This is a genomic window from Mesorhizobium sp. M0410, from assembly GCF_040321435.1.
Lineage (GTDB): Bacteria > Pseudomonadota > Alphaproteobacteria > Rhizobiales > Rhizobiaceae > Mesorhizobium.
Genome location: NZ_JAMYRN010000026.1, coordinates 21,035 through 47,475 on the forward strand (window position 1 = coordinate 21,035; position 26,441 = coordinate 47,475).

At 63.5% G+C, this 26,441-nt stretch carries 24 protein-coding genes; 14 read left to right on the forward strand and 10 right to left on the reverse strand.

Annotated elements, in window-relative coordinates:
- Positions 1-229: 229 nt before the first annotated feature.
- On the reverse strand, positions 230-625 hold the full coding sequence (locus tag NKI63_RS26495; protein WP_352500793.1) for an AGROH133_08824 family phage infection protein: 396 nt from the start codon (positions 623-625) through the stop codon (positions 230-232).
- Between the two features lie 210 nt (positions 626-835).
- On the opposite strand from NKI63_RS26495, the gene NKI63_RS26500 reads away from it, so the two are divergent.
- Positions 836-1,081 (forward strand): type II toxin-antitoxin system Phd/YefM family antitoxin, encoded by a 246-nt coding sequence (locus tag NKI63_RS26500; protein ID WP_254018681.1) that lies wholly within the window; start codon positions 836-838, stop codon positions 1,079-1,081.
- Complete coding sequence (locus tag NKI63_RS26505) at positions 1,078-1,533, forward strand: type II toxin-antitoxin system VapC family toxin (protein ID WP_352823921.1); 456 nt, start codon at positions 1,078-1,080, stop codon at positions 1,531-1,533. Before NKI63_RS26500 ends, NKI63_RS26505 begins: the two co-directional genes overlap by 4 nt.
- A 9-nt stretch (positions 1,534-1,542) precedes the next feature.
- On the opposite strand, the gene NKI63_RS26510 is transcribed toward NKI63_RS26505, so the two are convergent.
- Positions 1,543-3,726 (reverse strand): primosomal protein N', encoded by a 2,184-nt coding sequence (locus NKI63_RS26510; RefSeq protein ID WP_352504885.1) that lies wholly within the window; start codon positions 3,724-3,726, stop codon positions 1,543-1,545.
- Between the two features lie 90 nt (positions 3,727-3,816).
- Between NKI63_RS26510 and fsa the strand changes: the two genes are divergently transcribed.
- Positions 3,817-4,470: a fructose-6-phosphate aldolase gene (gene fsa, locus NKI63_RS26515; RefSeq protein WP_023678103.1), complete on the forward strand. Its 654-nt coding sequence runs from the start codon at positions 3,817-3,819 to the stop codon at positions 4,468-4,470.
- Between the two features lie 73 nt (positions 4,471-4,543).
- On the opposite strand, the gene NKI63_RS26520 is transcribed toward fsa, so the two are convergent.
- Both NKI63_RS26520 and leuS read right to left on the reverse strand, forming a co-directional pair.
- The gene (locus NKI63_RS26520) at positions 4,544-5,125 is read right to left on the reverse strand and encodes an LPS assembly lipoprotein LptE (protein WP_352504883.1); all 582 of its coding nucleotides are present in this window, start codon (positions 5,123-5,125) and stop codon (positions 4,544-4,546) included.
- Complete coding sequence (gene leuS / locus NKI63_RS26525) at positions 5,112-7,736, reverse strand: leucine--tRNA ligase (protein WP_352687079.1); 2,625 nt, start codon at positions 7,734-7,736, stop codon at positions 5,112-5,114. The genes NKI63_RS26520 and leuS overlap by 14 nt, the downstream gene beginning before the upstream one ends.
- 146 nt (positions 7,737-7,882) lie before the next feature.
- On the opposite strand from leuS, the gene NKI63_RS26530 reads away from it, so the two are divergent.
- Both NKI63_RS26530 and NKI63_RS26535 read left to right on the forward strand, forming a co-directional pair.
- Positions 7,883-8,545, forward strand: a complete 663-nt coding sequence (locus tag NKI63_RS26530; RefSeq protein ID WP_352504881.1) for a YggS family pyridoxal phosphate-dependent enzyme — start codon at positions 7,883-7,885, stop codon at positions 8,543-8,545.
- A 109-nt stretch (positions 8,546-8,654) separates the two neighbouring features.
- Positions 8,655-9,701, forward strand: coding sequence for an aldo/keto reductase (locus NKI63_RS26535; protein ID WP_352504880.1), 1,047 nt, complete (start codon positions 8,655-8,657; stop codon positions 9,699-9,701).
- Positions 9,702-9,766: 65 nt separating this feature from the next.
- On the opposite strand, the gene NKI63_RS26540 is transcribed toward NKI63_RS26535, so the two are convergent.
- Positions 9,767-10,675, reverse strand: coding sequence for a LysR family transcriptional regulator (locus NKI63_RS26540; protein ID WP_352504879.1), 909 nt, complete (start codon positions 10,673-10,675; stop codon positions 9,767-9,769).
- Positions 10,676-10,813: 138 nt separating this feature from the next.
- Between NKI63_RS26540 and NKI63_RS26545 the strand changes: the two genes are divergently transcribed.
- Together NKI63_RS26545 and NKI63_RS26550 are read left to right on the forward strand one after the other, a co-directional pair.
- Complete coding sequence (locus NKI63_RS26545; RefSeq protein WP_352687073.1) at positions 10,814-11,995, forward strand: MFS transporter; 1,182 nt, start codon at positions 10,814-10,816, stop codon at positions 11,993-11,995.
- 56 nt (positions 11,996-12,051) lie between these two features.
- A complete protein-coding gene (locus NKI63_RS26550) occupies positions 12,052-13,086 on the forward strand; it encodes an aldo/keto reductase (protein WP_352504877.1) in 1,035 nt (344 codons plus the stop codon).
- Between the two features lie 41 nt (positions 13,087-13,127).
- Here NKI63_RS26550 and NKI63_RS26555 read toward each other — a convergent pair whose 3' ends face one another.
- Complete coding sequence (locus tag NKI63_RS26555) at positions 13,128-13,400, reverse strand: usg protein (protein ID WP_254820441.1); 273 nt, start codon at positions 13,398-13,400, stop codon at positions 13,128-13,130.
- Positions 13,401-13,705: 305 nt separating this feature from the next.
- Here NKI63_RS26555 and acs point away from each other — a divergent pair, with 305 nt between their 5' ends.
- Both acs and NKI63_RS26565 read left to right on the forward strand, forming a co-directional pair.
- Complete coding sequence (gene acs / locus NKI63_RS26560; RefSeq protein ID WP_352504876.1) at positions 13,706-15,661, forward strand: acetate--CoA ligase; 1,956 nt, start codon at positions 13,706-13,708, stop codon at positions 15,659-15,661.
- Positions 15,661-16,404, forward strand: coding sequence for an MOSC domain-containing protein (locus tag NKI63_RS26565; protein ID WP_352504875.1), 744 nt, complete (start codon positions 15,661-15,663; stop codon positions 16,402-16,404). Before acs ends, NKI63_RS26565 begins: the two co-directional genes overlap by 1 nt.
- Here NKI63_RS26565 and NKI63_RS26570 read toward each other — a convergent pair whose 3' ends face one another.
- The 3 genes from NKI63_RS26570 to NKI63_RS26580 form a co-directional block, all read right to left on the reverse strand.
- Positions 16,405-17,673, reverse strand: coding sequence for a class I SAM-dependent methyltransferase (locus NKI63_RS26570; protein ID WP_352504874.1), 1,269 nt, complete (start codon positions 17,671-17,673; stop codon positions 16,405-16,407). It abuts the gene before it with no gap.
- A gap of 387 nt (positions 17,674-18,060) precedes the next feature.
- Positions 18,061-19,422 (reverse strand): pilus assembly protein TadG-related protein, encoded by a 1,362-nt coding sequence (locus tag NKI63_RS26575; RefSeq protein WP_352479566.1) that lies wholly within the window; start codon positions 19,420-19,422, stop codon positions 18,061-18,063.
- Positions 19,423-19,750: 328 nt separating this feature from the next.
- A complete protein-coding gene (locus NKI63_RS26580) occupies positions 19,751-20,620 on the reverse strand; it encodes a transglutaminase-like domain-containing protein (protein ID WP_352504873.1) in 870 nt (289 codons plus the stop codon).
- 179 nt (positions 20,621-20,799) lie between these two features.
- Between NKI63_RS26580 and NKI63_RS26585 the strand changes: the two genes are divergently transcribed.
- Positions 20,800-21,471, forward strand: coding sequence for an HAD-IA family hydrolase (locus NKI63_RS26585; protein ID WP_352687068.1), 672 nt, complete (start codon positions 20,800-20,802; stop codon positions 21,469-21,471).
- Positions 21,472-21,489: 18 nt separating this feature from the next.
- Here NKI63_RS26585 and NKI63_RS26590 read toward each other — a convergent pair whose 3' ends face one another.
- Positions 21,490-21,702 (reverse strand): DUF1674 domain-containing protein, encoded by a 213-nt coding sequence (locus NKI63_RS26590; RefSeq protein ID WP_352504871.1) that lies wholly within the window; start codon positions 21,700-21,702, stop codon positions 21,490-21,492.
- A gap of 117 nt (positions 21,703-21,819) precedes the next feature.
- Here NKI63_RS26590 and htpX point away from each other — a divergent pair, with 117 nt between their 5' ends.
- From htpX to NKI63_RS26610, 4 genes are all read left to right on the forward strand, one after another.
- On the forward strand, positions 21,820-22,836 hold the full coding sequence (gene htpX / locus NKI63_RS26595) for a zinc metalloprotease HtpX (RefSeq protein ID WP_352504870.1): 1,017 nt from the start codon (positions 21,820-21,822) through the stop codon (positions 22,834-22,836).
- The gene (locus NKI63_RS26600; protein WP_352504869.1) at positions 22,833-23,159 is read left to right on the forward strand and encodes a hypothetical protein; all 327 of its coding nucleotides are present in this window, start codon (positions 22,833-22,835) and stop codon (positions 23,157-23,159) included. Before htpX ends, NKI63_RS26600 begins: the two co-directional genes overlap by 4 nt.
- On the forward strand, positions 23,156-24,502 hold the full coding sequence (locus NKI63_RS26605; RefSeq protein WP_352823922.1) for an RsmB/NOP family class I SAM-dependent RNA methyltransferase: 1,347 nt from the start codon (positions 23,156-23,158) through the stop codon (positions 24,500-24,502). Before NKI63_RS26600 ends, NKI63_RS26605 begins: the two co-directional genes overlap by 4 nt.
- A 145-nt stretch (positions 24,503-24,647) precedes the next feature.
- Positions 24,648-26,396, forward strand: a complete 1,749-nt coding sequence (locus NKI63_RS26610; RefSeq protein WP_352504867.1) for a heparinase II/III family protein — start codon at positions 24,648-24,650, stop codon at positions 26,394-26,396.
- The last annotated feature ends 45 nt before the right edge of the window (positions 26,397-26,441 follow it).

Below are 26,441 nucleotides of genomic sequence, written 5' to 3' on the forward strand. Positions count from 1 at the left end.
GTCTGACAGGCCGCAGATTGTTGGCGCGAGCAAAAACTCTGGCTAAATCTTTGACCTTACTGCATTTTTCCAAGCACGGAGGCGCGGCTTCCGCTATCCCCGGTCGAAAGTCGATTGCCGTCTAGCACAGGCATTTTCAGACCGCAATGCGTCGTCCGGCATGGTTTTCAGGCACTATTGTCGCATCCGCCGGGCGAGTTCAGCAACCAACCCCGGATTGATCCCTGATTCAGGGCAAAAAGCCGAAGGCGAAGGCAAGCGGCAGCGCCGCCAGCACCAGCTCGACGACGATGGAAGCCCAGTTGAACGGCGTGTTGGCGCCGTCCGACATCATCGACAGCAGCCGGCCGAAGGCGGTGAACAGCCAGGAGAAGCCGAGCGCCATATAGAGCAGCGGCTGCGCCAAGAGGATGCAGCACAGGCTGACACCGAGATAGAAGCCCGACATCCTGCCGCGACCTTCGGCGATCGCCGCCGCCTTCTCGGGCTTGACCTGCAGCCTGAGAATCCGGAACGCCAGCCCTGGCGCCAGGAACAGCAGCAGCCCGAAAAGCAAGGTCACGACGGCGCTTGACCATGCCAGCCACTCGCCCTGGCTCATCGGCCATGGAAACGCAAATTCCATCCTTGTCCCCTCGTAAATGGATATTCAAAATTTTCGGGCATTCTAGCGAAGCAAGAGACATGCGCCAGATGGGCCGTCGCAATTTACGGGGCGTCAGCCCAACGCGAGCGCCGTTGTATCGACCGGGCTAACAGGACGTTACACAACGGGCTGTTTTTTTCTGCACAATTCCTATATTGTGACTACATGAGACCACAAGAGGTTCCGCGCATGAAGACGATGCAACTACGAGAGGCAAAGGCCAGCCTTTCCGCGCTCGTGGAGGCTGCTGAGAACGGTGAGCCCACGGTTATCACCAAGCACGGCAAGCCCGCAGTCATGGTGGTGCCAATCGGTGAGGGACGGAAACTTTATCCGCAGAACAGCCAAAAAGACTTCGTGGATTTCCTGCTTCAGTATCCAGGCGGCATCGAGCTTGAGCGAAACGAATCGCCGTCGCGGGAAGTGGAGTTTTGACCGGCTATCTGCTTGATACGTCTTTTCTCTCGGCATTTGCACCTGGTCGGCCTCTGCTTCCGGCACACGTGCAGAACTGGGTTGCCGAACAAGGAGAACGCGGCTCTTGGCAGCTCTCGTCGATCGTCATCTTGGAGGTGGAACGAGGAATCGCGAAACTGAAGCGGGCGGGCGGGCATATGAAGGCAGAGCGCATCAATGAGTGGTTCGAAAGGTTGCTTCTAGAGTTCAACCAGCGCATCCTTCCCATCGATTTAGCAATCGCGCGAGAAGCCGGAAAACTGGAAGACGCCACTATCGCCAGAGGCGCCAATCCGGGTCTGGCGGACGTTCTGATCGCAGCTACTGCCCGTTTGCACGGCCTGTCAGTTTTGACGGCCAACACCCGGCATTTTGCGATTCTCGACGTGCCTTACCTGAACCCATTCACCGAACGCGACTCGAAAGGGTAATTCGACAGCTTACAAAAAGCTCTGCGGGTCGATGTCGACCTGGACTCGCACCGAGCCCCTTATCTTCGGTCCCTCGGCCAACATGGTGCGAATGAACCCTTGCATGTCGGCGCGCCGCTCGCCCTGGATCAGCAGGCGAAAGCGATGGCGGCCGCCGATCAATGACAGCGGCGCCTCGGCCGGGCCGAGCACGAACAGGTCGGTGGCTTGCGGCGCGGCGCGGCGCAGGCCACGGGCGTGCCCTTCGGCTTCGGCCCGTGTCGCCGCGCTGACGATGACGCCGGCGAGCCTGCCGAAGGGCGGCAGCCCCGCCCGCTCACGCTCGGCGATCTCGCGCTCGTAGAAGGCCTCGGCATCGCCTGAGACGATCGCGCGCATCACCGGGTGGTCGGGTTGGAAGGTCTGCAGCAGGCCGAGGCTTTTCTTGCCGGTGCGACCGGCGCGGCCGGTCACCTGGCTGAGCAGTTGGAAGGTGCGCTCGGCGGCGCGCGGGTCGCCATTGGCAAGGCCGAGATCGGCATCGACCACACCGACCAGCGTCATGTTGGGGAAGTTGTGGCCCTTGGCGACGAGTTGCGTGCCGATGACGATGTCGGCCTCGCCATTGGCGATGGCTTCAAGCTCGAGCCGCAGCCGCCGCACGCCGCCCATCAGGTCCGACGACAAGACGATGGTGCGGGCATCGGGGAAATGCGCGACGACCTCCTCGGCGATGCGCTCGACGCCTGGCCCGCAGGCGACCAGATGATCGAGCGTGCCGCATTCCGGACAGGCTTCGGGCCGGCGTTCATTGTGCCCGCAGTGGTGGCAGACGAGCTGGCCGCGAAAGCGGTGCTCGACCAGCCAGGCCGAGCAGACCGGACAGCCGAAGCGGTGGCCGCAGACCCGGCAGAGCGTCAGCGGCGCATAGCCGCGCCGGTTGAGGAACAGCAGCGACTGTTCCTTTCTTTCCAGCGTCTGCCGCATATGGCCGAGCAGCACCGGCGACAGGAAGCCGCCGCGTGCCGGCGGCGCGCGGCGCATGTCGACCGTCTTGAGATCGGGAAGTGCCGCCTCGGCAAAGCGCGCCGAAAGCACCGCCCTGCTGTAGCGGCCCTGGCTGGCATTGACCCGGCTTTCGACCGACGGTGTCGCCGAAGCGAGCACGACCGGAAAACCGCCGATATGGCCGCGCACCACGGCCATGTCGCGCGCGTTGTAAAAGACGCGATCCTCCTGCTTGTAGGCGGGATCGTGCTCTTCGTCGACGACGATCAATCCAAGCTCCCTGAATGGCAGGAATAGCGCCGAGCGCGCGCCTGCGACGACCCGCACGCCGCCTTCCGCTACCTGCCGCCAGACCTTTTCGCGCATCCTTGGCGGCAGGTCCGAGTGCCACTCCGCCGGCTTGGCGCCGAACCGCTCCTGGAAGCGTTCGAGGAAGGCATGGGTCAGCGCAATTTCCGGCAGCAGGATCAGCACCTGCTTGCCGCGATCGAGCGCGGCCGCGACCGCCTCGAAATAGACCTCCGTCTTGCCGGATCCGGTTACACCGTCGAGCAGGGTGACCCCGAATGTACCGGTCGCGACATTGGCGCGCAGCGTCTCGGCGGCATCGCTCTGGTCGGGCATCAGTGAAGGCACGGCGTAGCCGGGATCGGGTGCTGCGACCACCGGCCGCGGCGGGATCATCACCGTCTGGAATACGCCCTGCGCCCGCAGCCCGTCCACCACCGTCGACGACACGCCTGCCGCATGCGCCAGGCCGGATCGCGTCCAGGCAAGTCCGCCTTCGGCCGTCTCCAGCACGCGCGTCCTCGCCTCCGTCATCCGGTCGGGCTTGGCGAAGGTGCGCTGCAGCCCTTCGATCCACGGCTCCGGATCGAACGCCTCCGGCGCCCTGAGCAGCATGCGCGCCACCATGCCGGGCGGCGACAGCGTGTACTGCGCCACCCAATCGACAAAACGCCGCATCGCGCGGTCGATCGGCGGGCAGTCGAAAACCTGCTCGATCGGCCGCAATTTCTTCGCGTCGACCTTTTCGACGGCGCCGTCCCAGACGATGCCGGCGACCTGGCGGGGCCCAAGCGGAACGCGCACGATCGAGCCCGGCACCACGCGCATGCCAGCCGGCACGGCATAGGTGTAGGGGCGCTCGGCGGGCATCGGCACCAGCACCGGTGCGGCCGCGACAAAGGGCGAATCTTCGATCATGAGGCGTGACCTTGCCCCGACTTTGGTCTAGATCAAAGTCCGACCCCGAATGTGCATGACGTGCACATGAAAAATCTTCAGGAGACCGCCATGAAATTTTTTGTCGACACCGCCGATGTCAAGGAAATCCGCGAGCTGAACGATTTGGGGCTGCTCGACGGCGTAACCACCAATCCGTCGCTGATCCTGAAATCCGGCGGCAAGATCGCCGACGTCACAAGAGAGATCTGCGAGATCGTCAAGGGCCCAGTCTCGGCCGAAGTCGTCGCCACCGAATACAAGGACATGATGGCGGAGGCCAAGATCCTGGCCAGGATCGCCGACAATGTCTGCATCAAGGTGCCGCTGACGCTCGATGGCCTGAGAGCCTGCAAGGACATCCGGTCGGACGGCCGCATGGTCAACGTCACGCTGTGCTTCTCGGCCACCCAGGCGCTGCTCGCCGCCAAGGCCGGCGCCTCCTTCATCTCGCCCTTCGTCGGCCGCATCGACGACAGCGGCTGGGACGGCATGGAGCTGATTGCCGATATCCGCACCATCTACGACAATTATGACTTCCAGACCGAGATCCTGACCGCTTCTGTGCGCACCGTGAACCATGTCAAGCAGGCGGCGCTGATCGGTGCCGATGTCATCACCGCGCCGCCGGCGACGCTCAAGGCACTGGTCAAACACCCGCTGACCGACAAGGGCCTGGAACTGTTCCTCGCCGACTGGGCAAAGACCGGGCAGAAGATCGGCTGAAGCGACTATCCTACGAACAAAAAAAGGCCGAGCAATCGGCCTTTTTTTTGCAGATTGCGCACTCCGGAAAGACCTAGCTTGCCGCCGGCTTGCCGTGCTTGATCAGATCCTGAGCGATCGACAGCCGCAGCACATCTGCCAGCTCGCGCGCCGCACGGTTCTCGGCGTCGATCTGGGCTCGGTATGACGCGAATTCCTGGCGCGGCCTGTCGTATGACGACGGAATCGAGCGCTTGCCCCTCGCTATGACCGTGCCCGTCTTGGCATCGCTGAGCACATAGTTGGCGGTCAGCGTTACAGTGCCGGCGGTCGGCTCGTCCTCGTCTGTCGTGACCTGCTCGATTGCCGCCGATTCGACGAGTTCGGAGACGCCGAGATCAAGCGAATAGACCGGCGAAGCCGGCTCGCCGGCGCCCCGGCCGAGCGCGAAGATCAAATTGTTGCGGACCTGCTGGGCGTAGCGGGTCTTGACCGGCTTGACCGAGATCGATGCCAGCTCGGCAGCAGCGCCGACCTGCGAGCCGGCGATCAGCGGCGCGCTCGAATAGAGCGGCCGCACCGTGCAGGCGGAAACCAGCGCCACCGAGGCGAGCAGCCCGCAAAGCACGACGCGGCGCAGCGTCAGCTCTGTCTTTCGCGGATCAGGCAACGACATTAACGATCCTCTGCGGCACGATGATCACCTTGCGCGGCGCCTTACCTTCGAGCGCTCTCTGCACGAAGTCGAGGGCCAGAACCGCTTTTTCGACCGCACCTTGGTCCGCGTCGCGGGCAATTGTCAAATCGCCGCGCTTCTTGCCGTTGACCTGCACCGGCAGCACGATCTCGGCGTCGACGACAAGCGAGGGATCGTAGACCGGCCAGGGCCGTTCGGCGACAAGGTCGGTGCCGCCGAGCGTCTGCCAGCACTCCTCGGCCAGATGCGGCATGACCGGCGCGATCAGGTGCACCAGGATCTCGACGGCCTCACGGCAGGCCGCTTGCAGCGCCGGACCGGCCTTGCCCTCTGCCGCCTCGTTGAGCGGTACAGTCAAGGCATTGGCGAGCTCATAGATGCGGGCGATGGCGCGGTTGAAGGCGAGCTTTTCGATATCCTCACCGACCGATTTCAGGATCTTGTGCGCGGCCTTGGACACTGTCCCGGCCTCGCCGTCCTTCGCCGCCTCTGGCCGGACTCCGGCGAGCGATTCGGCAGCCGTCGACACCAGGCGCCAGATGCGCTGGATGAAGCGGTGCGCGCCGGCCGCGCCCTCGTCGGTCCATTCGACATCGCGTTCGGGCGGCGAGTCCGACAGCATGAACCAGCGCGCCGTATCGGCGCCGTAGCCGTCGGTGATCTCTTCCGGACTCACCGTATTCTTCTTCGACTTCGACATTTTTTCGAGCGGACCGATCACCGCCTCTTCGCCGGTGGCGATTTCGAAGGCGCGGCGCTTTCCGTCGGCGTCTTCCAGCCTGACCTCGCTTGGCGCAAGCCAGCGGCCGTTCGAGGCGCCGCCAACCCGATAGGTCTCGTGCACCACCATGCCTTGCGTGAACAGGCCCCTGAACGGCTCGGCGAGATCGACATGGCCGGTCTCGCGCATGGCGCGGGTGAAAAAGCGCGAATAGAGCAAATGCAGGATCGCATGCTCAATACCGCCAATATACTGGTCAACCGGCAGCCATTCAGTCGCGGCCTCGGGATCGGTCGGATCATTTGCCCACGGCGCGGTGAAGCGAGCGAAATACCACGAAGAATCGACAAATGTGTCCATCGTGTCGGTTTCTCGCCGCGCATCCTTGCCGCAACGCGGGCATTTGACGCGCCGCCATGTCGGATGGCGATCGAGCGGATTGCCCGGCCGGTCGAACTCGATGTCGTCCGGCAGCTTGACCGGCAGGTCGGCTTTCGGCACCGGCACCACGCCGCAATCCTCGCAATGGATCATCGGGATCGGGCAGCCCCAATAGCGCTGGCGCGAAATGCCCCAGTCGCGCAGGCGGAAGTTCACCTTGCGCTCGGCCATCGGCCGGTTGCCGATGGTCTTTTGTTCCAGCAGCTTCGCCACCTCGTCGAACGCCTGATCCGGCTTCATGCCGTCGAGGAAGCGCGAATTGATCATCACGCCGTCGCCGACATAGGCCTCATCGATGACCTGGAAGCTCCCTTGATTCTCGCCCTCCGGCATCACCACCGGAATGACCGGCAGGCCGTATCTGTTGGCGAAGTCGAGGTCGCGCTGGTCACCGGACGGACAGCCGAAGATGGCGCCGGTGCCGTAGTCCATCAGCACGAAATTGGCGACGTAGACGGGCAGCGTCCACTTCTCGTCGAACGGATGGACGACGCGAATGCCGGTATCGAAGCCCTTCTTCTCGGCCGTCTCCAGAGCCGCCACCGAGGTGCCCATATGGCGGACCTCGTCGATGAACTTTGCCAGCGCCGGATTGTCTTCGGCGGCCTTTTTGGCCAGCGGATGGTCGGCGGCAATCGCCATAAAGGAGGCGCCGAAGATGGTGTCAGGCCTTGTCGTATAGATTTCGAGCTCATGCTCGCCGGCTGCTGGCTTGGCCAGCGGCCAGCGGATCAGCAGACCTTCCGAACGGCCGATCCAGTTCGCCTGCATCAGCTTCACTTTTTCCGGCCAGTCGTCGAGTTGATCGAGCGAATCCAGCAGGTCCTGCGCGTAGTCGGTGATCTTGAAGAACCACTGCGTCAGCTCGCGCTGTTCCACCAGCGCGCCCGAGCGCCAGCCGCGTCCGTCGATGACCTGCTCGTTGGCAAGCACCGTCATGTCCTCCGGATCCCAGTTGACCTTGGAGGATTTGCGCGTCACCAGCCCCTTCTCGACGAAATCGAGGAACAGCATCTGCTGGCGGTGATAGTAATCGACATCGCAGGTGGCGAACTCGCGCGCCCAATCGAGCGACAGGCCCATGACCTTGAGTTGCTCGCGCATAGCGGCGATGTTCTGATAGGTCCAGTCCTTGGGATGGACCTTGTTCTGCATCGCCGCGTTTTCGGCTGGCATGCCAAAGGCGTCCCAGCCCATCGGGTGCAGCACGTTGAAACCCTTGGCCCGCTTGTAGCGCGCCACCACGTCGCCCATCGTATAGTTGCGGGTATGGCCGATATGGATGCGCCCCGACGGATAGGGGAACATCTCCAGCACGTAATATTTCGGGCGCGGGTCGTCATTGTCGGCTTCGAACAGCTTCTTTGCGTCCCAGGCCTTCTGCCATTTGGGCTCTGACGCGCGCGGATTGTATCGTTCGGTTGCCATCGGGTGTTTTTCACTTAAAAGCATGCGCGAACCGCCGGACAATGCCCGGGCGGCTCAGGAAATGTCGTCGCGGTGTTCACCATGGATTGCCGGACCCGTCAACTGCGGCGATCCGGCGAAAAGCCAAACACAGGCAGGATATAGGCATGGCGAGCGCCGTCGAACAGCTTTTCACGGTCAAGGCAAGGATCGCTGCCGCCGAGCGCGAGGCAGGACGCGACGCCGGAGCGGTGGCGCTGGTCGCGGTCTCGAAAACCTTCGACGCCGCCGATATCCGCCCCGTTATCGAGGCCGGCCAGCGCGTCTTCGGCGAAAACCGGGTCCAGGAAGCACAAGCCAAATGGCCGGCACTGCGGACGGCGTTTCCCGACGTCGAGCTGCATCTGATCGGTCCGCTGCAATCGAACAAGGCGAAGGAAGCGGTGGCATTGTTCGACGTCATCGAAACCGTCGACCGTGAAAAGATCGCCGCCGAACTCGCCAAGGAGATCGCCAGGCAAGGCCGGTCACCAAGGCTGTATGTCCAGGTCAACACCGGCTCCGAGCCGCAAAAGGCCGGCATCGAGCCGCGCGAGGCTGTCGCCTTCGTGGCCCGCTGCCGCTCGGTTCACGGCCTCGCCATCGAAGGGCTGATGTGCATTCCGCCGGCCGGCGAGAACCCCGGTCCGCATTTCGCGCTGCTGGAAAAGCTTGGGCTTGAGGCCGGCGTCGACAAGTTCTCCATGGGCATGTCCGGCGACTACGAAACCGCGATCGCCTTCGGCGCGACTAGTGTCAGGGTTGGATCGGCGATTTTCGGCGCCAGATGAGGCGCAGCCGGCCTTAGGCCACAGGCTAACATTGACTAAGCCAGCATATAGAAACGGAACGTTTCGTTCCTATATGGGTCGAGTTATTCTCAACCCGTCTGGAGCCACCATGCGTTACAATCAACTTGGAAATACGGGGATGTTCGTCTCCGAACTTTGCCTCGGCACGATGACGTTCGGCGCGGCCGGCGAGAACGCCCAATGGGGCCTGATCGCCAGCCTCGACCAGAAGGGCGTTGACCAGATCGTTGCCCGCTCGCTCGCCGCCGGCGTCAATTTCTTCGACACGGCGGATGTCTATTCCTTTGGCGCCTCGGAACGGCTTCTCGGCCAGTCGCTCAGGAACCTTGGCGTCAACCGGCAGGACGTGATCATCGCCACCAAGGTTCATGGCGCCATGGGTGGAGGCCCGAACCAGCGTGGTTCCTCGCGCGGCCACATCATGGATTCGGTCGAAGGCAGCCTCGAACGGCTGCAGCTGGATCATATCGATCTCTACCAGCTGCACGGCACCGACACGGTGACGCCGATCGACGAAACGCTGCGGGCGCTCGACGACCTGGTTGCCGCCGGCAAGGTCCGCTATGTCGGCGTCTCGAACTGGCAGGCCTGGCGCATAGCCAAGGCGCTGGGTATTGCCGAGCGCAAAGGCTTTGCCCGCTTCGAGACCGTGCAGTCGTATTATTCGATCGCCGGCCGCGATCTCGAGCGCGAGATCGTGCCGCTGCTCAACGAGGAGAAGCTCGGGCTGATGGTCTGGTCGCCGATGGCTGGCGGCCTGCTCTCCGGCAAATACGGACCGGGCGCCCCCGGCAATGGCGAGGGCCGCCGCGCCAGCTTCAATTTCCCGCCGGTCAATGAGGACCGTGCCTGGGCAGCAGTCGCCGTCATGCGCGAGATCGCCGCCAAGCACGGCGTCAGCGTCGCTACGGTGGCGCTCGGCTATGTTCTGGCCAAGCCATTCGTGATGAGCGTCATCATCGGCGCCAGCCGCACGGAGCAGCTGGAACAGAACCTTGCAGCCACCGAGTTGCAGCTCGATGCCGATGATCTTGTTCGCCTCGACGAAGCCAGTGCCCTGCCCGCCGAATATCCGGGCTGGATGCTGGAGCGTCAGGCGGCCGGCCGGCGGCCGGCGCCCTTTGCGCCGAAATAGTAACTCAATCTTACCTTCTTACCTTCGTTGCTTCGGGAGCCGGCAGGCTCCCGATCGTTTTGGGCTCAGTTCAGCCGGACAGTCTCGACCAAAAAGTCCAAAAAGGCCCGCACCCGCGCCGGCAGATGCTTGCCATGGCCGACATAGACGGCGTGGGTAAGTTCCTCGTCGCCGGGGTTGAACTCTTCCAGCAGCGGCAGGAGCCGGCCGGCGGCAATGTCGGCCTCCACATGCCAGCTTGCCAGCCGGGCGATGCCCGCCCCCGACAGCGCCATCAGCCGCATCGCCTCGCCGTCGCTGACCAGCGTATTTCCGGCGATCGACAGGCTGATCGGCTTGCCGACCGCATCGATAAAAGGCCAGCCCTCGAGGTGGCGTACGAAACGGAAGCCCATCCGGTTGTGACGATCGAGATCGGCGGGCGTCACGGGCGTGCCACGCGCTTCGAGATACGATGGCGCCGCAACGACGACCACCCGGCTCTGTCCGAGCTTGCGCGCCACCAGCCGTGATTCGCCGAGCGGCCCGGCCCGGATGGCGACGTCAGCACGCTCCTCCATCAGGTCGATGACATCGTCGGTCAACACCAGATCGACCGAGATTTCGGGGTAGCGCTCCAGAAAACGCGGCAAAAGCGGGATCAGCCGATGCTGCCCGAAAGGCACGTAGCTGTTGATCCGCAGCCGGCCACGCGGCGCGGCACCCGCCGCCGCCTCGCGCTCGGCCGCTGCCATGTCGGCCAGGATACGCACGCCGCTGTCGAAAAAGGCCGCCCCCTCCGGCGTCAGTTGCAGCCTGCGCGTCGAACGGCTGACCAGCCGCGCGCCGAGCCGTGCCTCCAGCCGCGCGATCAGCTTGCTCACCGCCGACGGGGTCATCCGCAACGCACGGGCAGCGGCCGAAAAGCTGCCCGCCTCGACCACGCGGACGAACACTTCGATCTCGCCGGAGCGGTTGATGTCGGGTCTGGTCATTGGTGAATCTATTTCACAGACGATGTGCCCGATGCAAGGCTGGTTCACAGCACATCGCGACACGATCTTCCGAATTGGGGCGTGGGAGGAACACGGCGCCCGTCGTCAAAACTGGTCGTCATCGAAGTGGGAACCGCCATGCCCCTTGCTCTTTACGCTCTTGCCGCCGGTGCGTTCGGCATCGGCGTCACCGAATTCGTCATCATGGGCCTGCTGCTCGACGTCAGCACCGATCTCGACGTCTCGATCTCAGCTGCCGGCCAGCTTATTTCCGGCTATGCGCTCGGCGTTGTCATCGGCGCGCCGCTGCTGACGATCGCAACCGGCCGTTGGCCGCGCAAGACCGTGCTTCTGTCGCTGATGGCGATCTTCACGCTGGGCAACCTCGCCTGTGCGCTTGCCCCAGACTACTGGACGCTGATGGGTGCGCGCGTGCTGACCGCCTTCGCCCACGGCACCTTCTTCGGCGTTGGCTCGGTCGTGGCGACCGGGCTGGTGGCGCCCAACAAGAAAGCTTCGGCGATCGCCCTGATGTTCACCGGCCTGACCATCGCCAACATCCTCGGCGTGCCTTTCGGCACTTGGCTCGGCCAGGCCTTCGGCTGGCGCGCGACGTTCTGGGCGGTGACCCTGGTCGGCATCGCCGCCTCCGCCATCATTCTCTTGGTGGTGCCGCGCAGCCGAACAGAACCTGAGAAGAGCAATTTGCGTGCCGATCTCGCCGTGCTCGGCCGCACGCCCGTCCTGCTTGGCTTTGCCACCACCGTGCTTGGCTATGCCGGCGTCTTTGCCGTCTTTACCTACATCGCTCCGTTGCTGACCGAGATCACCGGTTTTGAGGAAGCAGCGGTGTCGCCTATCCTGCTGGTCTTCGGCGGCGGCCTCATCGCCGGCAACATCGCCGGCGGCAAGTTCGCCGACCGCCGGCTGCTACCTTCCGTTCTCGGCAGTCTCGTCGTCCTGGCGCTGGTGCTCGGCACCATGACGTTCGCCCTGCACAGCCAGGTCATGGCCGTTATCTATGTCGGCCTGCTCGGCGCCGCCGCCTTCGCCACCGTGGCGCCACTGCAGATGTGGGTGCTGGAAAAGGCACAAGGCGCCGGCCAGAGCCTCGCCTCGTCCTTCAACATCGCCGCCTTCAACCTCGGCAACGCGGCCGGCGCCTGGCTCGGCGGCGTGGTCATCGCGCACGGTCCCGGCCTCGGCGCCGTCACCTGGGTCGCGGCCCTGTTGCCGCTTTCAGCGCTTGCCGTGGCGGCGTTTGCTCTGCGCCTCGACCGAGACCCTGCCCTCTCCACACCGGAAATCGCGCCGTCATAGAACGGCAAACCTCAACCAATCCTTGAAACAGCCATCCTTCCACAAGGAGCAAACCCATGGATTATCGAAATCTTGGCGCATCAGGCCTGAAGGTCCCGGCACTCTCGTTCGGCGCTGGAACCTTCGGCGGCTCAGGCCCGCTGTTCGGCGCCTGGGGCAACAGCGATGCGACGGAAGCACGGCGGCTGGTCGACATCTGCCTAGAGGCCGGCGTCAACCTGTTCGACACCGCCGATGTCTATTCGATTGGCGCTTCCGAACAAGTGCTCGGCGCTGCCATCAGGGGCCGCCGCGACGCCGTGCTGATCTCGACCAAGACCTCGCTGCCGATGGGCGACGGTCCCAACGATGCCGGCTCGTCACGTTCACGCCTGATCAAGGCCGTCGAAGACGCGCTGAAGCGTATTGGAACCGATTACATCGACCTGCTGCAACTGCACGCCTTTGATGCCGCAACACCGATCGAGGAGGTGCTGTCGACGCTGGACGGTCTCGTGCGCGCCGGCAAGCTGCGTTATGTCGGCGTCTCCAATTTTTCCGGCTGGCAAGTGATGAAGTCGCTCGGCCTGGCGGATAGATATGGCTATCCCCGATACGTCGCCCATCAGGTCTACTACTCGCTGGTCGGACGCGATTATGAATGGGAGTTGATGCCGCTCGGCCTCGACCAGGGTGTCGGTGCGCTGGTGTGGAGCCCACTCGGCTGGGGCCGCCTGACCGGCAAGATCCGCCGTGGCCAGAAGCTGCCTGAGAAAAGCCGGCTGCACGACACCGCAAGCTTCGGACCGCCCGTCGAGGATGAGCATCTCTATCGGGTCGTCGACGCGCTTGATGTTGTCGCCGAGGAAACCGGCAAGACCATACCGCAGATCGCCATTAATTGGCTGCTGCAGCGGCCGACCGTCGCCTCCGTCATCATTGGCGCGCGCAACGAGGAGCAGTTGCGCCAGAATCTCGGCGCCGTCGGCTGGTCCTTGACAGCCGAGCAGATGAAGAAGCTCGACACGGCAAGTGAGGTCACCGCACCCTACCCGTATTTTCCCTATCGCCGGCAGGAGGGGTTTGCCCGGCTGAACGCGCCCGCAGTCTGACGCTCCAAAAGCTGGCGGCGGCTCCCGGGCTGCCGCCCCGGCTAATGCAGCACGAACTCGCCGTCGACCTTGCGCCATTCGTTCGGCGCGATCAGCTTCTGGTGCGTGTAGCTCACCGAATGCAGCGGGCCTTCGAGCTCGGCCTTCCAGAATTCGATGAAGCGGATCAGCACCGGAAATTTCGGGGCGATGTCGTAATCCTGCCAGATGAAGCTCTGCAGCAGATGCGGATGATCGGGAAAGTGATAAAGAATCTTGGCCGTGGTCAAGCCATAGCCCTTGAGCATCAGGTCCATTTCTGAATGGTCGCGCATTGCGGTCCCCTGGTTGATTCTCCTTCCTCCCAGCCTGAAATTGTGCACCCCATTTGCTTATTCGTCTATTGATATTTCTGCGATCAAACCAGATTCCTCCCGCAAAAACATGCGCTTAGCAGCCGCCTCACGAGAGTGCTGACACCACCCGGCAAGGCACCTGCGGCATCCCGCCGCGCGAATCCAACGTCTAATGTTGCCGTCACCGCCGAACTGTTAATAATGCGCGCGAATTCGCGGCCGCATCGCTGCGATCCTGCCGGCGGTCAAGCCGGCGGTTTGGTTTTGGGGAGGAAGGCGAAGAAATGTCCGATGTTCATGTCCATCGCGTCCAGCCGGCGTGGAAGAAGAACGCGCTGATTGACAATGACACCTACCTGAAATGGTACGCCGACAGCGTCAAGAACCCGGACAAGTTCTGGGGCACGCACGGCAAGCGCATCGACTGGTTCAAGCCCTACAGCAAGGTCAAGAACACGTCCTTCGACGGCAAGGTTTCGATCAAATGGTTCGAGGATGGCCAGACAAACGTTTCCTGGAACTGCATCGACCGGCATCTGAAGAAGCGCGGCGAACAGACCGCCATCATCTGGGAAGGCGACAACCCCTACGACGACAGGAAGATCACCTATAACGAACTTCACGCACATGTCTGCCGCCTCGCCAATGTGATGAAGAAGCACGGCGTCAAGAAGGGCGACCGCGTCACCATCTACATGCCGATGATCCCGGAGGCCGCTTATGCGATGCTCGCCTGCACGCGCATCGGCGCCATTCATTCGGTCGTCTTCGGCGGCTTTTCGCCGGACGCGCTGGCCGGACGCATCGACGACTGCAAGTCGACCTTCGTCATTACCGCCGACGAAGGCCTGCGCGGCGGCAAGACTATCCCGCTGAAGGACAACACCGACAAGGCGATCGAGATCGCCGCCAAGGCCGGAACGAAAGTCGAAAAGGTCTTGGTCGTGCGCCGCACCGGCGGCAAGACCGGCTGGGCCGCCGGGCGCGACGTCTGGTACCATGACGAGGTCGCCACGGTTAAGGCCGAATGCAAGCCCGAGAAGATGAATGCCGAGGACCCGCTGTTCATCCTCTACACATCCGGCTCGACCGGCAAGCCGAAGGGCGTGCTGCACACCACCGCCGGCTATCTCGTCTATGTCTCGATGACCCACCAATATGTATTCGACTATCATGACGGCGACATCTACTGGTGCACCGCAGATGTCGGCTGGGTCACCGGTCACAGCTATATCGTCTACGGGCCGCTCGCCAACGGCGCCACCACGCTGATGTTCGAAGGCGTGCCGAACTACCCGTCGCAGTCGCGTTTCTGGGACGTGATCGACAAGCACAAGGTCAACATCTTCTACACGGCGCCGACGGCGTTGCGTGCGCTGATGGGCGCCGGCGATGCCCATGTCACCAAAACGTCGCGCAAGTCGCTGCGCGTGCTGGGCACCGTCGGCGAGCCGATCAATCCGGAAGCCTGGGAGTGGTATTTCAACGTCGTCGGCAACGGCAAGGTGCCGATCGTCGACACCTGGTGGCAGACCGAGACCGGCGGCATCATGATCACGCCGGTTCCGGGCGCCACCCACCTCAAGGCGGGTTCGGCGACGCGGCCCTTCTTTGGCGTCAAGCCGCAGCTGGTCGACGCCGACGGCAAGGTACTGGAAGGCGAAGCCAGCGGCAATCTTTGCATTGCCGACTCATGGCCGGGCCAGATGCGCACCGTCTATGGCGATCACGACCGCTTCGTGCAGACCTATTTCTCGACTTACAAGGGCAGGTACTTCACCGGCGACGGCTGCCGCCGCGATGCTGACGGCTACTACTGGATCACCGGCCGGGTCGACGACGTCATCAACGTCTCCGGCCACCGCATGGGCACCGCCGAGGTCGAATCGGCGCTGGTTTCGCATGAGAAGGTCTCGGAGGCCGCCGTCGTCGGCTACCCGCACGATATCAAGGGCCAGGGCATCTACTGCTATGTCACGCTGATGGCCGGCGAGACGCCAAGCGAGGAATTGCGCCAGGAGCTCGTCGTCCATGTCCGCAAGGAGATCGGCGCCATCGCTTCGCCCGACAAGATCCAGTTCGCGCCCGGCCTGCCGAAGACCCGTTCCGGCAAGATCATGCGGCGCATCCTGCGCAAGATCGCCGAGGATGATTTTGCCGCGCTCGGCGACACCTCGACGCTCGCCGATCCGGCAGTCGTCGACGACCTGATCGCCAACCGGCAAAACAAGAAGGGCTGATGCAACCCGCATTGGGCGCCGTCACCGAGCTTTGGCGCTATCCCGCGAGCTCGCTCGCCGGCGAGTTTCAGGAGGCGATCTCCGTCGACTGGTATACCGTCGAAGGCGACCGCCTGTTTGGTCTTGTCGATACCTCGACCGATGAAATCGCACGGCCCGACCGCGAAGCGAAATGGCACAAGGTGCCCCGCATCCGCACCCGGCTGTCGCAGGCCGGCAGGCTGGAGGTCGCCATCCCCGACGGACGCTGGCTTTCGGCACCTGGCGCGCAAAGTGATCGCGCGGTTTCCGCGTATCTCGGCTTTGCGGCTTCCATCCGGCCGTTCCGCCGGGAAAATGCGGCTCCGGATTACGCCGGCCCTCTGCTGACGGAACGCTATGTCAAAGCCCCTATTCATCTGCTGACCACCGCCTCACTGGCGCGTTTGAAAGTGCTGCATCCAGAGGGCACCGCCGACGCGCGCCGCTTCCGCCCCAACATCGTCGTCGATATGCCGGAGGTCGAGGGGTCGTTCCCCGAGACGGAATGGATCGGGCGCAAGCTGGCAATCGGCGACCTGCTCCTGACCATCTCCGAGCCGTGCCGCCGCTGCGGCTTCACCATCATTGGCCAGGACGGGTTGGACCACGACCCGGCAATCCTGCGCAGCCTGGTCCGCCACAACGCCCATAATCTCGGCGTCTACTGCACCGTCGATCGACCGGCCCGCGTCGAGATCGGCGCCACGATGCGCCTCCTGTAGCTATCGGTACAAATCCGCCCGCGTCGGCGGCAGGCCGCTCGGCCCACGCGCGCGCCTTGTGGCGACGGTCTGGAAAACCTGCGCCGATGCACGTTCGAAAGTAATCGAGCAGCCGGTGAGATAAAGCAGCCAGAGCCGCGCCTTGGCTTCGCCGACCTCAGCGATGGCTTCGTCAAAACGTGCGTGGAGACGCTCTGCCCATAGCCTGCAGGTGCGCGCATAGTGCTCGCGCAAGTTTTCGACGTCGTAGACGAGGAAGCCGTGCGCCTCGAGATTGCCGAGCGTCATGCCGATCGTATCGAGTTCGCCGCCCGGAAAAATGTATTTGATCAGCGCCTTGAATTCCGGCCCCTTTCGCAGCGTCTTCTTCAAGCTGCCCTTGTCGCGCCGGGTGATGGCGTGGTGCAGATAGATGCCGCCGGGCTTGAGCAGGCGATGGATCCTCGAGAAATAGGCCGCATGGTTGGCAAGCCCCAGATGCTCGAACATGCCGATCGACGAGATCTTGTCGAAGGAGCCGGACAGCTCGGCATAGGACTTGATCTCGATGGTGATGCGGTCCTCCAGCCCCGCGGCGCGGATGCGTTCGCGGGCGAGCTCGGTCTGTGCCTCCGACAGCGAAACACCGTGGCCGACGACGCCATAATTCTTCACCGCATGGATGAGCATCGCTCCCCAGCCGCAGCCGATGTCGAGCAGTTTTTCGCCGGGCTTCAGCCGAAGCTTGCGGCAGATATGGTCGAGCTTGTCTCTTTGGGCCTGATCGATATCGTTGGCGAAATCCTTGAAATAGCCGCAGCTATAGACCATGCGCTCGTCGAGGAAGAGCCGGTAGAATGCGTTGGAAATATCGTAGTGATGCTGGATTGCCTCCCGGCTCGAACCGCTGACGAAAGGATTGCGGCCGGAAAGATCGGTTCGCGCCGTCATCTGTTTTCGCGAAAACAGCACCGCCGGCAGGTCGCGCAGGATCGCCAGCTTCGGCAACGTCTTGAGCTTCGTCCTGAGCTTGCCGTGCGTGGGCAAGGCGTAGAAATCAAACAGCGATCCGTCTTCGACGTCGACCGCCTTGGCAATCCACATCTCGATCAGCGTCGATAAAGAGGGCCGACGTACGATCTGCCAGACGATGTCCTGGTCGTTGATAGTGAGCACCGGGCCGGTAGCCGGGCCGATCCGCTCGCCTGTCCACAGCCTCACCGCGAAACCCGGTTTCAGCGTTTCGATGACCGTCCGAACAATCCGGGCCGCTCTTTCGGCTGCCTCCATCCCCATCCTCCCTTACCCGGCAAAAAGCGGCCCGGAACAATCGCGGCTCGATCTTGCCTGCCGGATCGGCCGGCCGCAAGCCGCCCGAGTGCACAAGCACGCTTGTTCAGGATTTTCGAGTGCCCCGCCTTGCCATTTGCCGGATGACACCCCATCATGAGCAAGTGTTCAACAAATCGAAAGGAGGTGATCCGATGTCGAGTGATTTCGTTTTCCAGAACGTGGCCTCAGCGGATCGCACTTTCGGGAAGCAGTCTTCCCGTTAAGGCGCGAGATGCGCGGCTGGCGACCAACCGTCGCAGCCAGGAGCCGCGCCATGGACGGAAACACGGAAGGCCGCCGACTTCGCAAGAAGCGGCGGCCTTTTCCTTTTTGGGCTGTTGTCCCTTATTTGGTTACGCTCAACATCTCGACGTTGCGCGCTATGTCCTGGAAAGCCTGGTTGAGTTCGGTTCCATTGGCAGCTTGGTAGAAGTGCTTGATCTTGGTGGTGTCCGGGCTCGCGCAATCCTGGAGCGTCGCCTTGGCATTCGTTTCGTTTAGGTCAAATCCAATAGTGAAGATCTCGATGCCCTTGTCGCGCATGGCAGCGCAAAGTTTCTTGGCTGCCGTGCGGGTCGGCTCCTTGCCGGCGTCATTGTAAACGTCGCTCACCGTGCTCGCATCGAAGTAGGACAGGTTGAATTCGCCGTCGGTCATCAGGATCGCGATTTTGGCGACCTTTTTTGGATCCATCTTGGCCGGCCGCTGCGAAGTCCTCATTATGCTCCCCCAGCTCTCCGAGAGCATGTACCAGGTCCACTGCACGCCGATATGGCCGGCAGTGCCGCCGGAGGCGACGAAATTCTTGATGACCGTCTTGAGCGCCGTCGCATCGGCCGTCAGCGGCATCAGCGTGGCGGCCGGGCAGGCGGCGGTGCCGGTTTGCCAGGCGAAGGACGACAGCAGGTAGTCGCGGTTGACCATGCTGGCGTCGGGGCCTGCGTCCGAATACTGGTAGGTCCCCTTGCGTTCTGTGGCGCAATTATCGGGACGGATGAAGCCCGAGACATACTGCACGGCGTCATTGGCCGGCGCCTGTTTGCGTTGGCTGGCGGTGGTTTCCACATAGACGCTGCTGGTGGCAAGTGTACCGGCATTCACCGAATTGGCATAAGGCACGATGGCAACCCGCACGCGCGGTTTGGACGGGTCCTGACCGCCCAGGAAGCTGTCGACAGCATTCGCCGCAGCCGTCCGCAGATCGATGATTTTCTGGCCTGCCATCGAGCCGGTAACATCGAGCATCATCGCGACTTCGATCTGCTTGTCCGAATAGAGAGCCGTCGTCGATGCGGGAACGCGCTGCATGCTACCCGTGCTGAAAAGCGGGAAATAATAGCTGACATTGACATGAACGTCCGCCTGAACGGTCTTGGCGATTCGGTCGACAGTCAGTTTGTCGAGAACGATCTGATTGTCCTGCAGGATACCCGCCGTGCTGTTGGCATCGAGAAAGGCCTGCACCGATTTGCTGGCGTCAGCCTCGCTGATGACGCTGGTCGTCAGGTCGCGGGCCGTCGAGGTGACCGCAGCATCGACGACGCCTTGCAGGCTCGATTTCACATTGTAGAGTTGGGAGACGTTGACGGCAAAGCCGACGCTCAGCGCCAGTACTGAGCCGATTATACCAAACAGCACCGCGAAATTTCCGCTGCGATCCCCGGCAAACCCGCCGATCGCCTGAACAAGACCCCCGAAACGCCGCATTCCTTCCGCCTCCATTCGCTACAGCCTGCAGCTGTCCGAACGCGCATTGCAGGAATCCGGCCGGATCGCGCCGCCGGGCGCGGGAAAGCGAGCGCCCCCCGCTCAGGGCATTGTTTCCAAACGGTTTCGAGCGGCGACAAGGTAAACAGCCGGTAAACGAAAGCCGCGTCGGCGCAGCTTTGTTCACAAAGCGCTTACCACGATCCGGCTCGCAATTCGGAACGGCCGGACTGCGTCCCGATCCGGTACAGAAGAGATGTCTCGAACCGGATCAGCACGACCGCGATGGCGGGACGTGGAAACACGGCTGTGGATGTCTCCGGGAGGATTAGGCCAGCACCCGTGCGGTGACGGTCCTGTCGAGGCCGCGATAGGGCGGCCTGAACAGGTTGCCTTCCTGCTCGTAGGTCCAGACCTTGAACAGGCTGAGCCGGTGCGGGCCGAAACTGTGCAACAGCGGCACATCGGTGGCGTCGCGGCCACGCGCAATGACGACACGGCCGATTCTCGGCACGTTGTGGCGGGGATCGAACGTGTACCACTTGCCGTCGAGGAACACTTCCATCCAGGCCGAGAAGTCCATCGGCGCCGGATCCGCGGGCACGCCGATATCGCCGAGATAGCCGTTCACGTAGCGGGCCGGGATATTCATGCAGCGGCAGAGCGTGATCGCCAGATGGGCAAAGTCGCGGCAGACGCCGACGCGTTCCTCATGCGCCTGCGCCGCCGTGCGGGTCGAGCGCGCATAACCGTAGCCGAAGGACAGGCGGTTGTGGACATAGTCGACGATCGCCTGCACCCGCGCCCAGCCCGGCGGAAGCTGGCCGAACAGTTGCCAGGCCAGGTCGCCGAGATGGTCGGTCTCGCAGTAACGGCTGCCGAGCAGATAGCCGAGCACCTCGTCCGGCAATTCGGCGACCGGAACTTCCCTGGCCAGCGTGTTGACTTCGTCCGCCTCACCGCTGTCCTCGACCACCGCGTCATAGAGGATGCGAAAGCTTCCGGCCGGCGCCGTGAAGCGGCGGCAGCTATTGCCGAAAAGATCGTGGTAGACCCTGGTCGGGACCGACGGCGAGGTCAGCACGCGCGTCTGCCGCTTGATGTCGACCTGGCGATCCCTGTGGATCTCGAGCAGCGAAACAATCGGCGTGGCTGCAGCGCATTCAATGCCAATTTCATAGCCGAGCCTGATCAGCATCGCCGTCCCCCTACGATCGTCATGGAAGATAGTGCTGGTCAACGCAGGAGAGTGCGCGGCGGTTCCTTGCGAACGTCGAAAACGACGCCTCGCGGCTTCCCATACGGACGCGGCAACGTTACGGTCGATCGACACGCGTCCTTCGAAAATAATCCCTCCAGGATGACCCGGGAAAACCGATGTTTGCAGGCAGAAAATTTGCGGCCTTCCTGTTCGATATGGACGGCACGATTCTCAATTCGATTGCCGCGGCGGAAAGGGTCTGGGCAGCTTGGGCGCGTCGGCAAGGTCTTGACGTCGCCGCATTCCTGCCGACCATCCACGGCGTGCGGGCGATCGAGACCATCGGCCGGCTGGCGCTGCCAGGCGTCGATCCTGCCCGCGAAGCCGATGCGCTTTTGCAGGCCGAGGCAGCCGATGTCGAGGGCATTCGCCCGATCGCCGGCGCCGCGGCGTTCCTCGCATCGCTGCCGCCTGGGAGTTGGGCGATCGCCACCTCCGCGCCGCGCGAACTCGCCCTGCTGCGCCTGCAGGCCGCCGGCATTCCGGCTCCCGCCGTGATCGTTGCGGCGGAGGACGTGGCCCGCGGCAAGCCGGCGCCCGACTGCTTCCGGCTGGCGGCCGAACGGCTCGGCGTCGATGTGCGCGACTGCCTTGTCTTCGAGGACGCGCCGGCCGGCATAGCGGCAGCCGAAGCCGCGGGCGCCGCAATCGTGGTGATCAGCGCCACGCACCGGCATCCTTTGCAGACGCCGCATGCCGCTATCGCCGGCTATGACGCGATCGGCATCGCCGTCGATGCCAGCGGCTGGATTGCCATCGAAGCGGAGCGGACGGCGCAGCCTGCGTAGTTTGGCGCCCTGCCTGGGCTAAAAGTCGCTGGTCAGGCCCTTGATCTCCCAGTCGCCGTAGCGGCCAGGCTCCTTGCCGCCGCGCCCGCCGATCTCCCTCGGCAGCGTGGCTTCCGTCTCGCGATATTTTTGCCGCCGGGCCTCGGCCTCCGCCAAAGCGCGCCGGGCTGCCGGCGTCAGCGCCTTTTGCGGCGCGTGGTGAGCCTGTGTTTTGTTGGATTCGTCGATCATGCGATCTTCCGGTAGATTGAAACGGGCCCCCGATTGAAACGAGAACCGCTGTTTCCCATCATATAGCGATGGGTCCACAAGGGATCGACCCCTTTGTTGGGCAGAACGGAGCAGACAATGAACACCCTTCGCACCGCCATGCTTTTGGCCGCAATGACGGCCCTGTTCATGGGCGTCGGTTATCTGGTCGGCGGATCCGGCGGCATGATGATCGCTTTGCTGATCGCTGCCGGCACCAATCTGTTCAGCTATTGGAACGCCGACAAGATGGTGCTGGCGATGCACCGAGCGATCGAGGTCGACGAAAGCAACGCGCCTGAATATTACGCCATCGTGCAGGGCCTCGCCCGACGCGCCGGTCTGCCGATGCCGAGGACCTATCTCATCGACAATCCGCAGCCCAATGCCTTCGCCACCGGCCGCAATCCGCAAAATGCCGCTGTCGCCGCCAGCACTGGCCTGCTCGAGCGGCTATCGCATGAAGAAGTCGCGGCGGTGATGGCGCACGAGCTCGCCCATGTGCAGCACCGCGATACGCTGACCATGACGATCGTCGCCACCTTCGCCGGCGCAATTTCGATGCTCGGCAACTTCGCCTTCTTCTTCGGCGGTAACCGCGACAACAACAATTCCTTCGGCATCGTCGGCGTGCTGGTGGCAATGATCGTCGCGCCTTTGGCCGCCATGATCGTGCAGATGGCGGTGAGCCGCACTCGCGAATACGAGGCCGACCGGCGCGGTGCCGAAATCTGTGGACACCCGCTGTGGCTCGCCTCGGCGCTTGACAAGATCGCCCGTGGCGCCGAACGCATCCGCAACCCGGATGCCGAGCGCAATCCGGCAACCGCCCATCTCTTCATCATCAATCCTCTTTCCGGCGAGCGCATGGACAATTTGTTCTCCACCCACCCGAGCACCGAAAACCGCATCGCCGCCCTGCAGCGGATGGCGCAACAGATGGCCGGCGCACCCGAAGCGGCCGCGACGCCAAGCCCGGCGCCGGACGGGATCGGGCAGCAGCCGTCGGGTCCGTGGGAAAGGGCCGCCCGGCCCGAAAGGCCGGCCGAGCCGGCCAGGCCGAAACCCAATCCCTGGGGACGCAATCCGACCGGGCCTAAAGGTCCGTGGTCGTGACGAGCGCGACAGACAAAAAAGGCGGGATCTCGCTGGCGGAAATACGCGATCTTTGTGCAAGGCACTGGAACCCTATCGGCATACCGATGGCGAACATGGAAACATCAAGTGAACTGGAATTTCGTCCGCTTCCTGAAAACGAATATGACACCTATCTCCACCACATCGTCCGACTTGTCGGGGATGGTGCATCTCCAAAGCAAGTCGCGGACTATGTTGACAAGGTTGAGAAAGACTACATTCAGGTGACCTCACCCCTAGGAAGCAAAGAAGATTTTGTCAGCGCCATATTTAAACTAGTCAACCGATCGCCGGCACAATGAGGCCAACTCACAGTGAGGCTTCAGAAGCTCGCGGTCTCGCCGCGCGCAAGGCAGCCGCGCGGCTGCTTGCCGCCGTCATCGACGCGAGAACGCCGCTCGACGGGCTGACCGACCATGAAAACGGCCATCCGCAATACAAGGCGCTCGACCTGCGCGACCGCGCCCTGGTGCGCGCCATTCTGGTCACCGCGCTGCGCTACCGCATGACCATATCAGGCCTGTTGGCCCGCCGCCTGGAAAAGCCGCTGCCGCCCAACGCCACGGCGCTTTCGCACATCTTGCATGTGGCGGCGGCGCAGATCCTGTTCCTCGATGTTCCCGACAGCGCCGCCGTCGACCTCGCCGTGACGCATGCCAAGTCCGATCCGCGCACGGCGCGCTTTTCCGGCCTCGTCAACGGCGTACTGCGTACGTTGGCGCGGGCCAAGCAGGATGAGCTCGCGGCGGCGGTTGCGGCCACCGACGAGGCGCCAAAATGGTTTTCCGACCGTTTGAAAACGGTCTACGGCCTCGACAAGACCAGGCAGATACTGCTCGCCCATCGCCACGAGGCGCCGGTCGATTTCACCGTCAAGTCGGACCCGGCGCTGTGGGCCGAACGGCTCGGTGGCTTCGTCTTGCCGACCGGCACGGTGCGGGTCGAAAAGCTCAGCGCTTCCGTGACCGAACTGCCCGGCTTTGGGGAAGGCGCCTGGTGGGTTCAGGACGCGGCGGCCAGCCTGCCGGCCCGGCTGTTCGGCGACATCAATGGTTTGCGAATCGCCGACCTCTGTGCCGCGCCGGGCGGCAAGACCGCCCAGTTGATCCTCGCCGGCGCCCACGTCACCGCCCTCGACATGTCCAAAACGCGGCTGGCACGGCTGACGCAGAACCTCGAACGGCTCGGCCTGGCCGCGGAGATAGTGCAGGCCGATCTGCTCAAATACGAGCCGAAGGACCGCTTCGACGCCGTCCTCCTCGACGCACCTTGCTCTTCGACCGGCACGGTGCGCCGGCATCCCGACGTCCCCTGGACGAAGACGGCGGCCGACGTCGAAAAACTGGCCGACCTGCAACGCCGGCTGCTTGCCCGGGCCGTCACCCTGGTCAAGCCTGGCGGACGCATCGTCTTTTCCAACTGTTCGCTCGATCCGCTCGAAGGCGAAGAGCTTTATCGCGGCTTTCTCGCCGGCAATGCGGAAATCATCGACGACCCGCTTCGGCCGGGTGAGATCGCTGGCATCGACCCGTTCCTGACGCTGCAAGGCACGTTGCGCACCACGCCTGCCGACCTGGAGCTTGGCTCCCCTGCCCGTTCCGGGCTGGACGGCTTCTTCGCCGCCCGCATGCGCAGAGCCGGCTAAGGGCCGATCTCGAAGCGCGTCCGGCCTTGTGGGGCGAAGAGGCACGGAAAACAGGCTGAACGGCCACGCTGCCGCGGAATTCGCCTTCGCACAAGTTCTTGAATCATATAAACTTGTGCCTGGGTGAGGATGATCAGGAGAGATTTTGGCAATCGCTGCCGGTAACACGACGCGTCTGTGGACGCTTGTCGCGAGGGAGTTCTGGCGCAAGGCGCGCCGGCGCTTGCGTGCCGGGCCACTCTATCGCTGGCGCTACTCAGGCCGCACGCCGGAGCGCGTCCTGATCGCCCCGCCGGACCTGCGCCTCGCCGATCCTCAGATCGCGCTCGAGATCTATTACGGCCGCTATCCGCTTTCGGGGCATCTGGTCGAGACCGGCGGCAAATCGCCCTTCCAGATCGACGTGCCCAATCCCGGCTGGCAAAAGACGCTGCATGGCTTTCGCTGGCTGCGCCACATGCGTGCCGCGCGTACCGAGCTCGCCGCCGCCAACGCGCGGGCGTTGGTTTCCGACTGGATTGCAATCCATGGCAGCCATATTTCCGGCGTCGCCTGGGAGCCCGGCACGACGGCCAAGCGCGTCATTGCCTGGCTGCAGCATTCCTCGATCGTGTTGCAGGGCGCCGAATTTCCGTTCTACCGCGCCTTCCTGAAATCGCTTGCCGTCCAGATCCGCTATCTGCGCGCCATGGCGCGCGAGATGCCGGACGGCAAGGACAGGCTGCGCGCGCGCATTGCGCTGGCCTTTGCCGCTTTGTCGCTGCCGGCGCCGGCCTCGGCGCTGCGCGGTGCCACCCGCAGTCTCGCCGAGGAGATCGACCGCCAGATCCTGCCTGACGGCGGCCATATCTCGCGCAATCCGATGGCCGTGCTTGAAATCCTCGCCGACCTTCTGCCGTTGCGCCAGACATACGCCAATCAGGCCGAGACACCGCCGGCCGCCCTGATCGGCGCCATCGACCGGATGCTGCCGGCGCTGCGCTTCTTTCGCCATCAGGATGGCAGCCTTGCCCGCTTCAACGGCATGGGCGCCACCATCCACGACCGTATCGCCAGCATCCTGCATCACGACGACACCGCCGGCGCACCATTGCTGCACGCGCCGCATTCGGGTTATGAGCGCCTGTCGATGGGGGGTGTCACCGTGATCGCCGATACCGGACCGCCGCCGCCCGTCGACGTGTCCAATGCCGCTCACGCCGGGTGCCTCGCCTTCGAATTGTCGTCGGGCCGCCAGCACTATATCGTCAACGCCGGCATAGACACCTATGGCGCCGCCGAGTTCCGGCCGCTTGCCCGCGCCACCGCCGCCCATTCGACCGCCACCATCAACGACACGTCGTCGGCGCGCTTCAACCACTCCCTGCGCGTCAACGACCTGCTCGGCACGCCTTTGATCGGCGGACCGCAGCATGTGCCTTGCAAGCGCACCGACCAGAAGGGCAGCCAGGGCTTCATCGCCCGCCATGACGGCTATGGGGCGCGCTTCGGCTTCCTGCATGAGCGCGAGCTGAAATTATCGACCGAAGGCAATGTGCTTGCCGGCAGGGACCGCTTCCTGCGGCCGGGCGGCGCCTCTATCCGCAACAATGGCCGTGATTTCGTCACGGTGCGTTTCCATGTCCATCCCGACATAAACCTGCTCCAGGATGAGCATGACCGTCTGGTGCTGGCCGCCGACCATGCCGACACCTGGGTGTTTACCTCCACCGAAGTGGCACCCGAGGTCGAGGAATCGATCTATTTCGCCGGGCTCGGCGGCCCGCGCCGCAGCCGGCAGATCGTGCTTGCGTTCAAAGCCTCGGAGATTTCCGAGGTCCACTGGCAATTGACGCGGACTACTATCGGTGGTCATCCGGAAAAAGCTGAAGCCAGTGGCAACGGCAAACACTGATCAAGCCTTGCTGCTTGATTTCCGGGCCTCATGTGCTACGGCCCG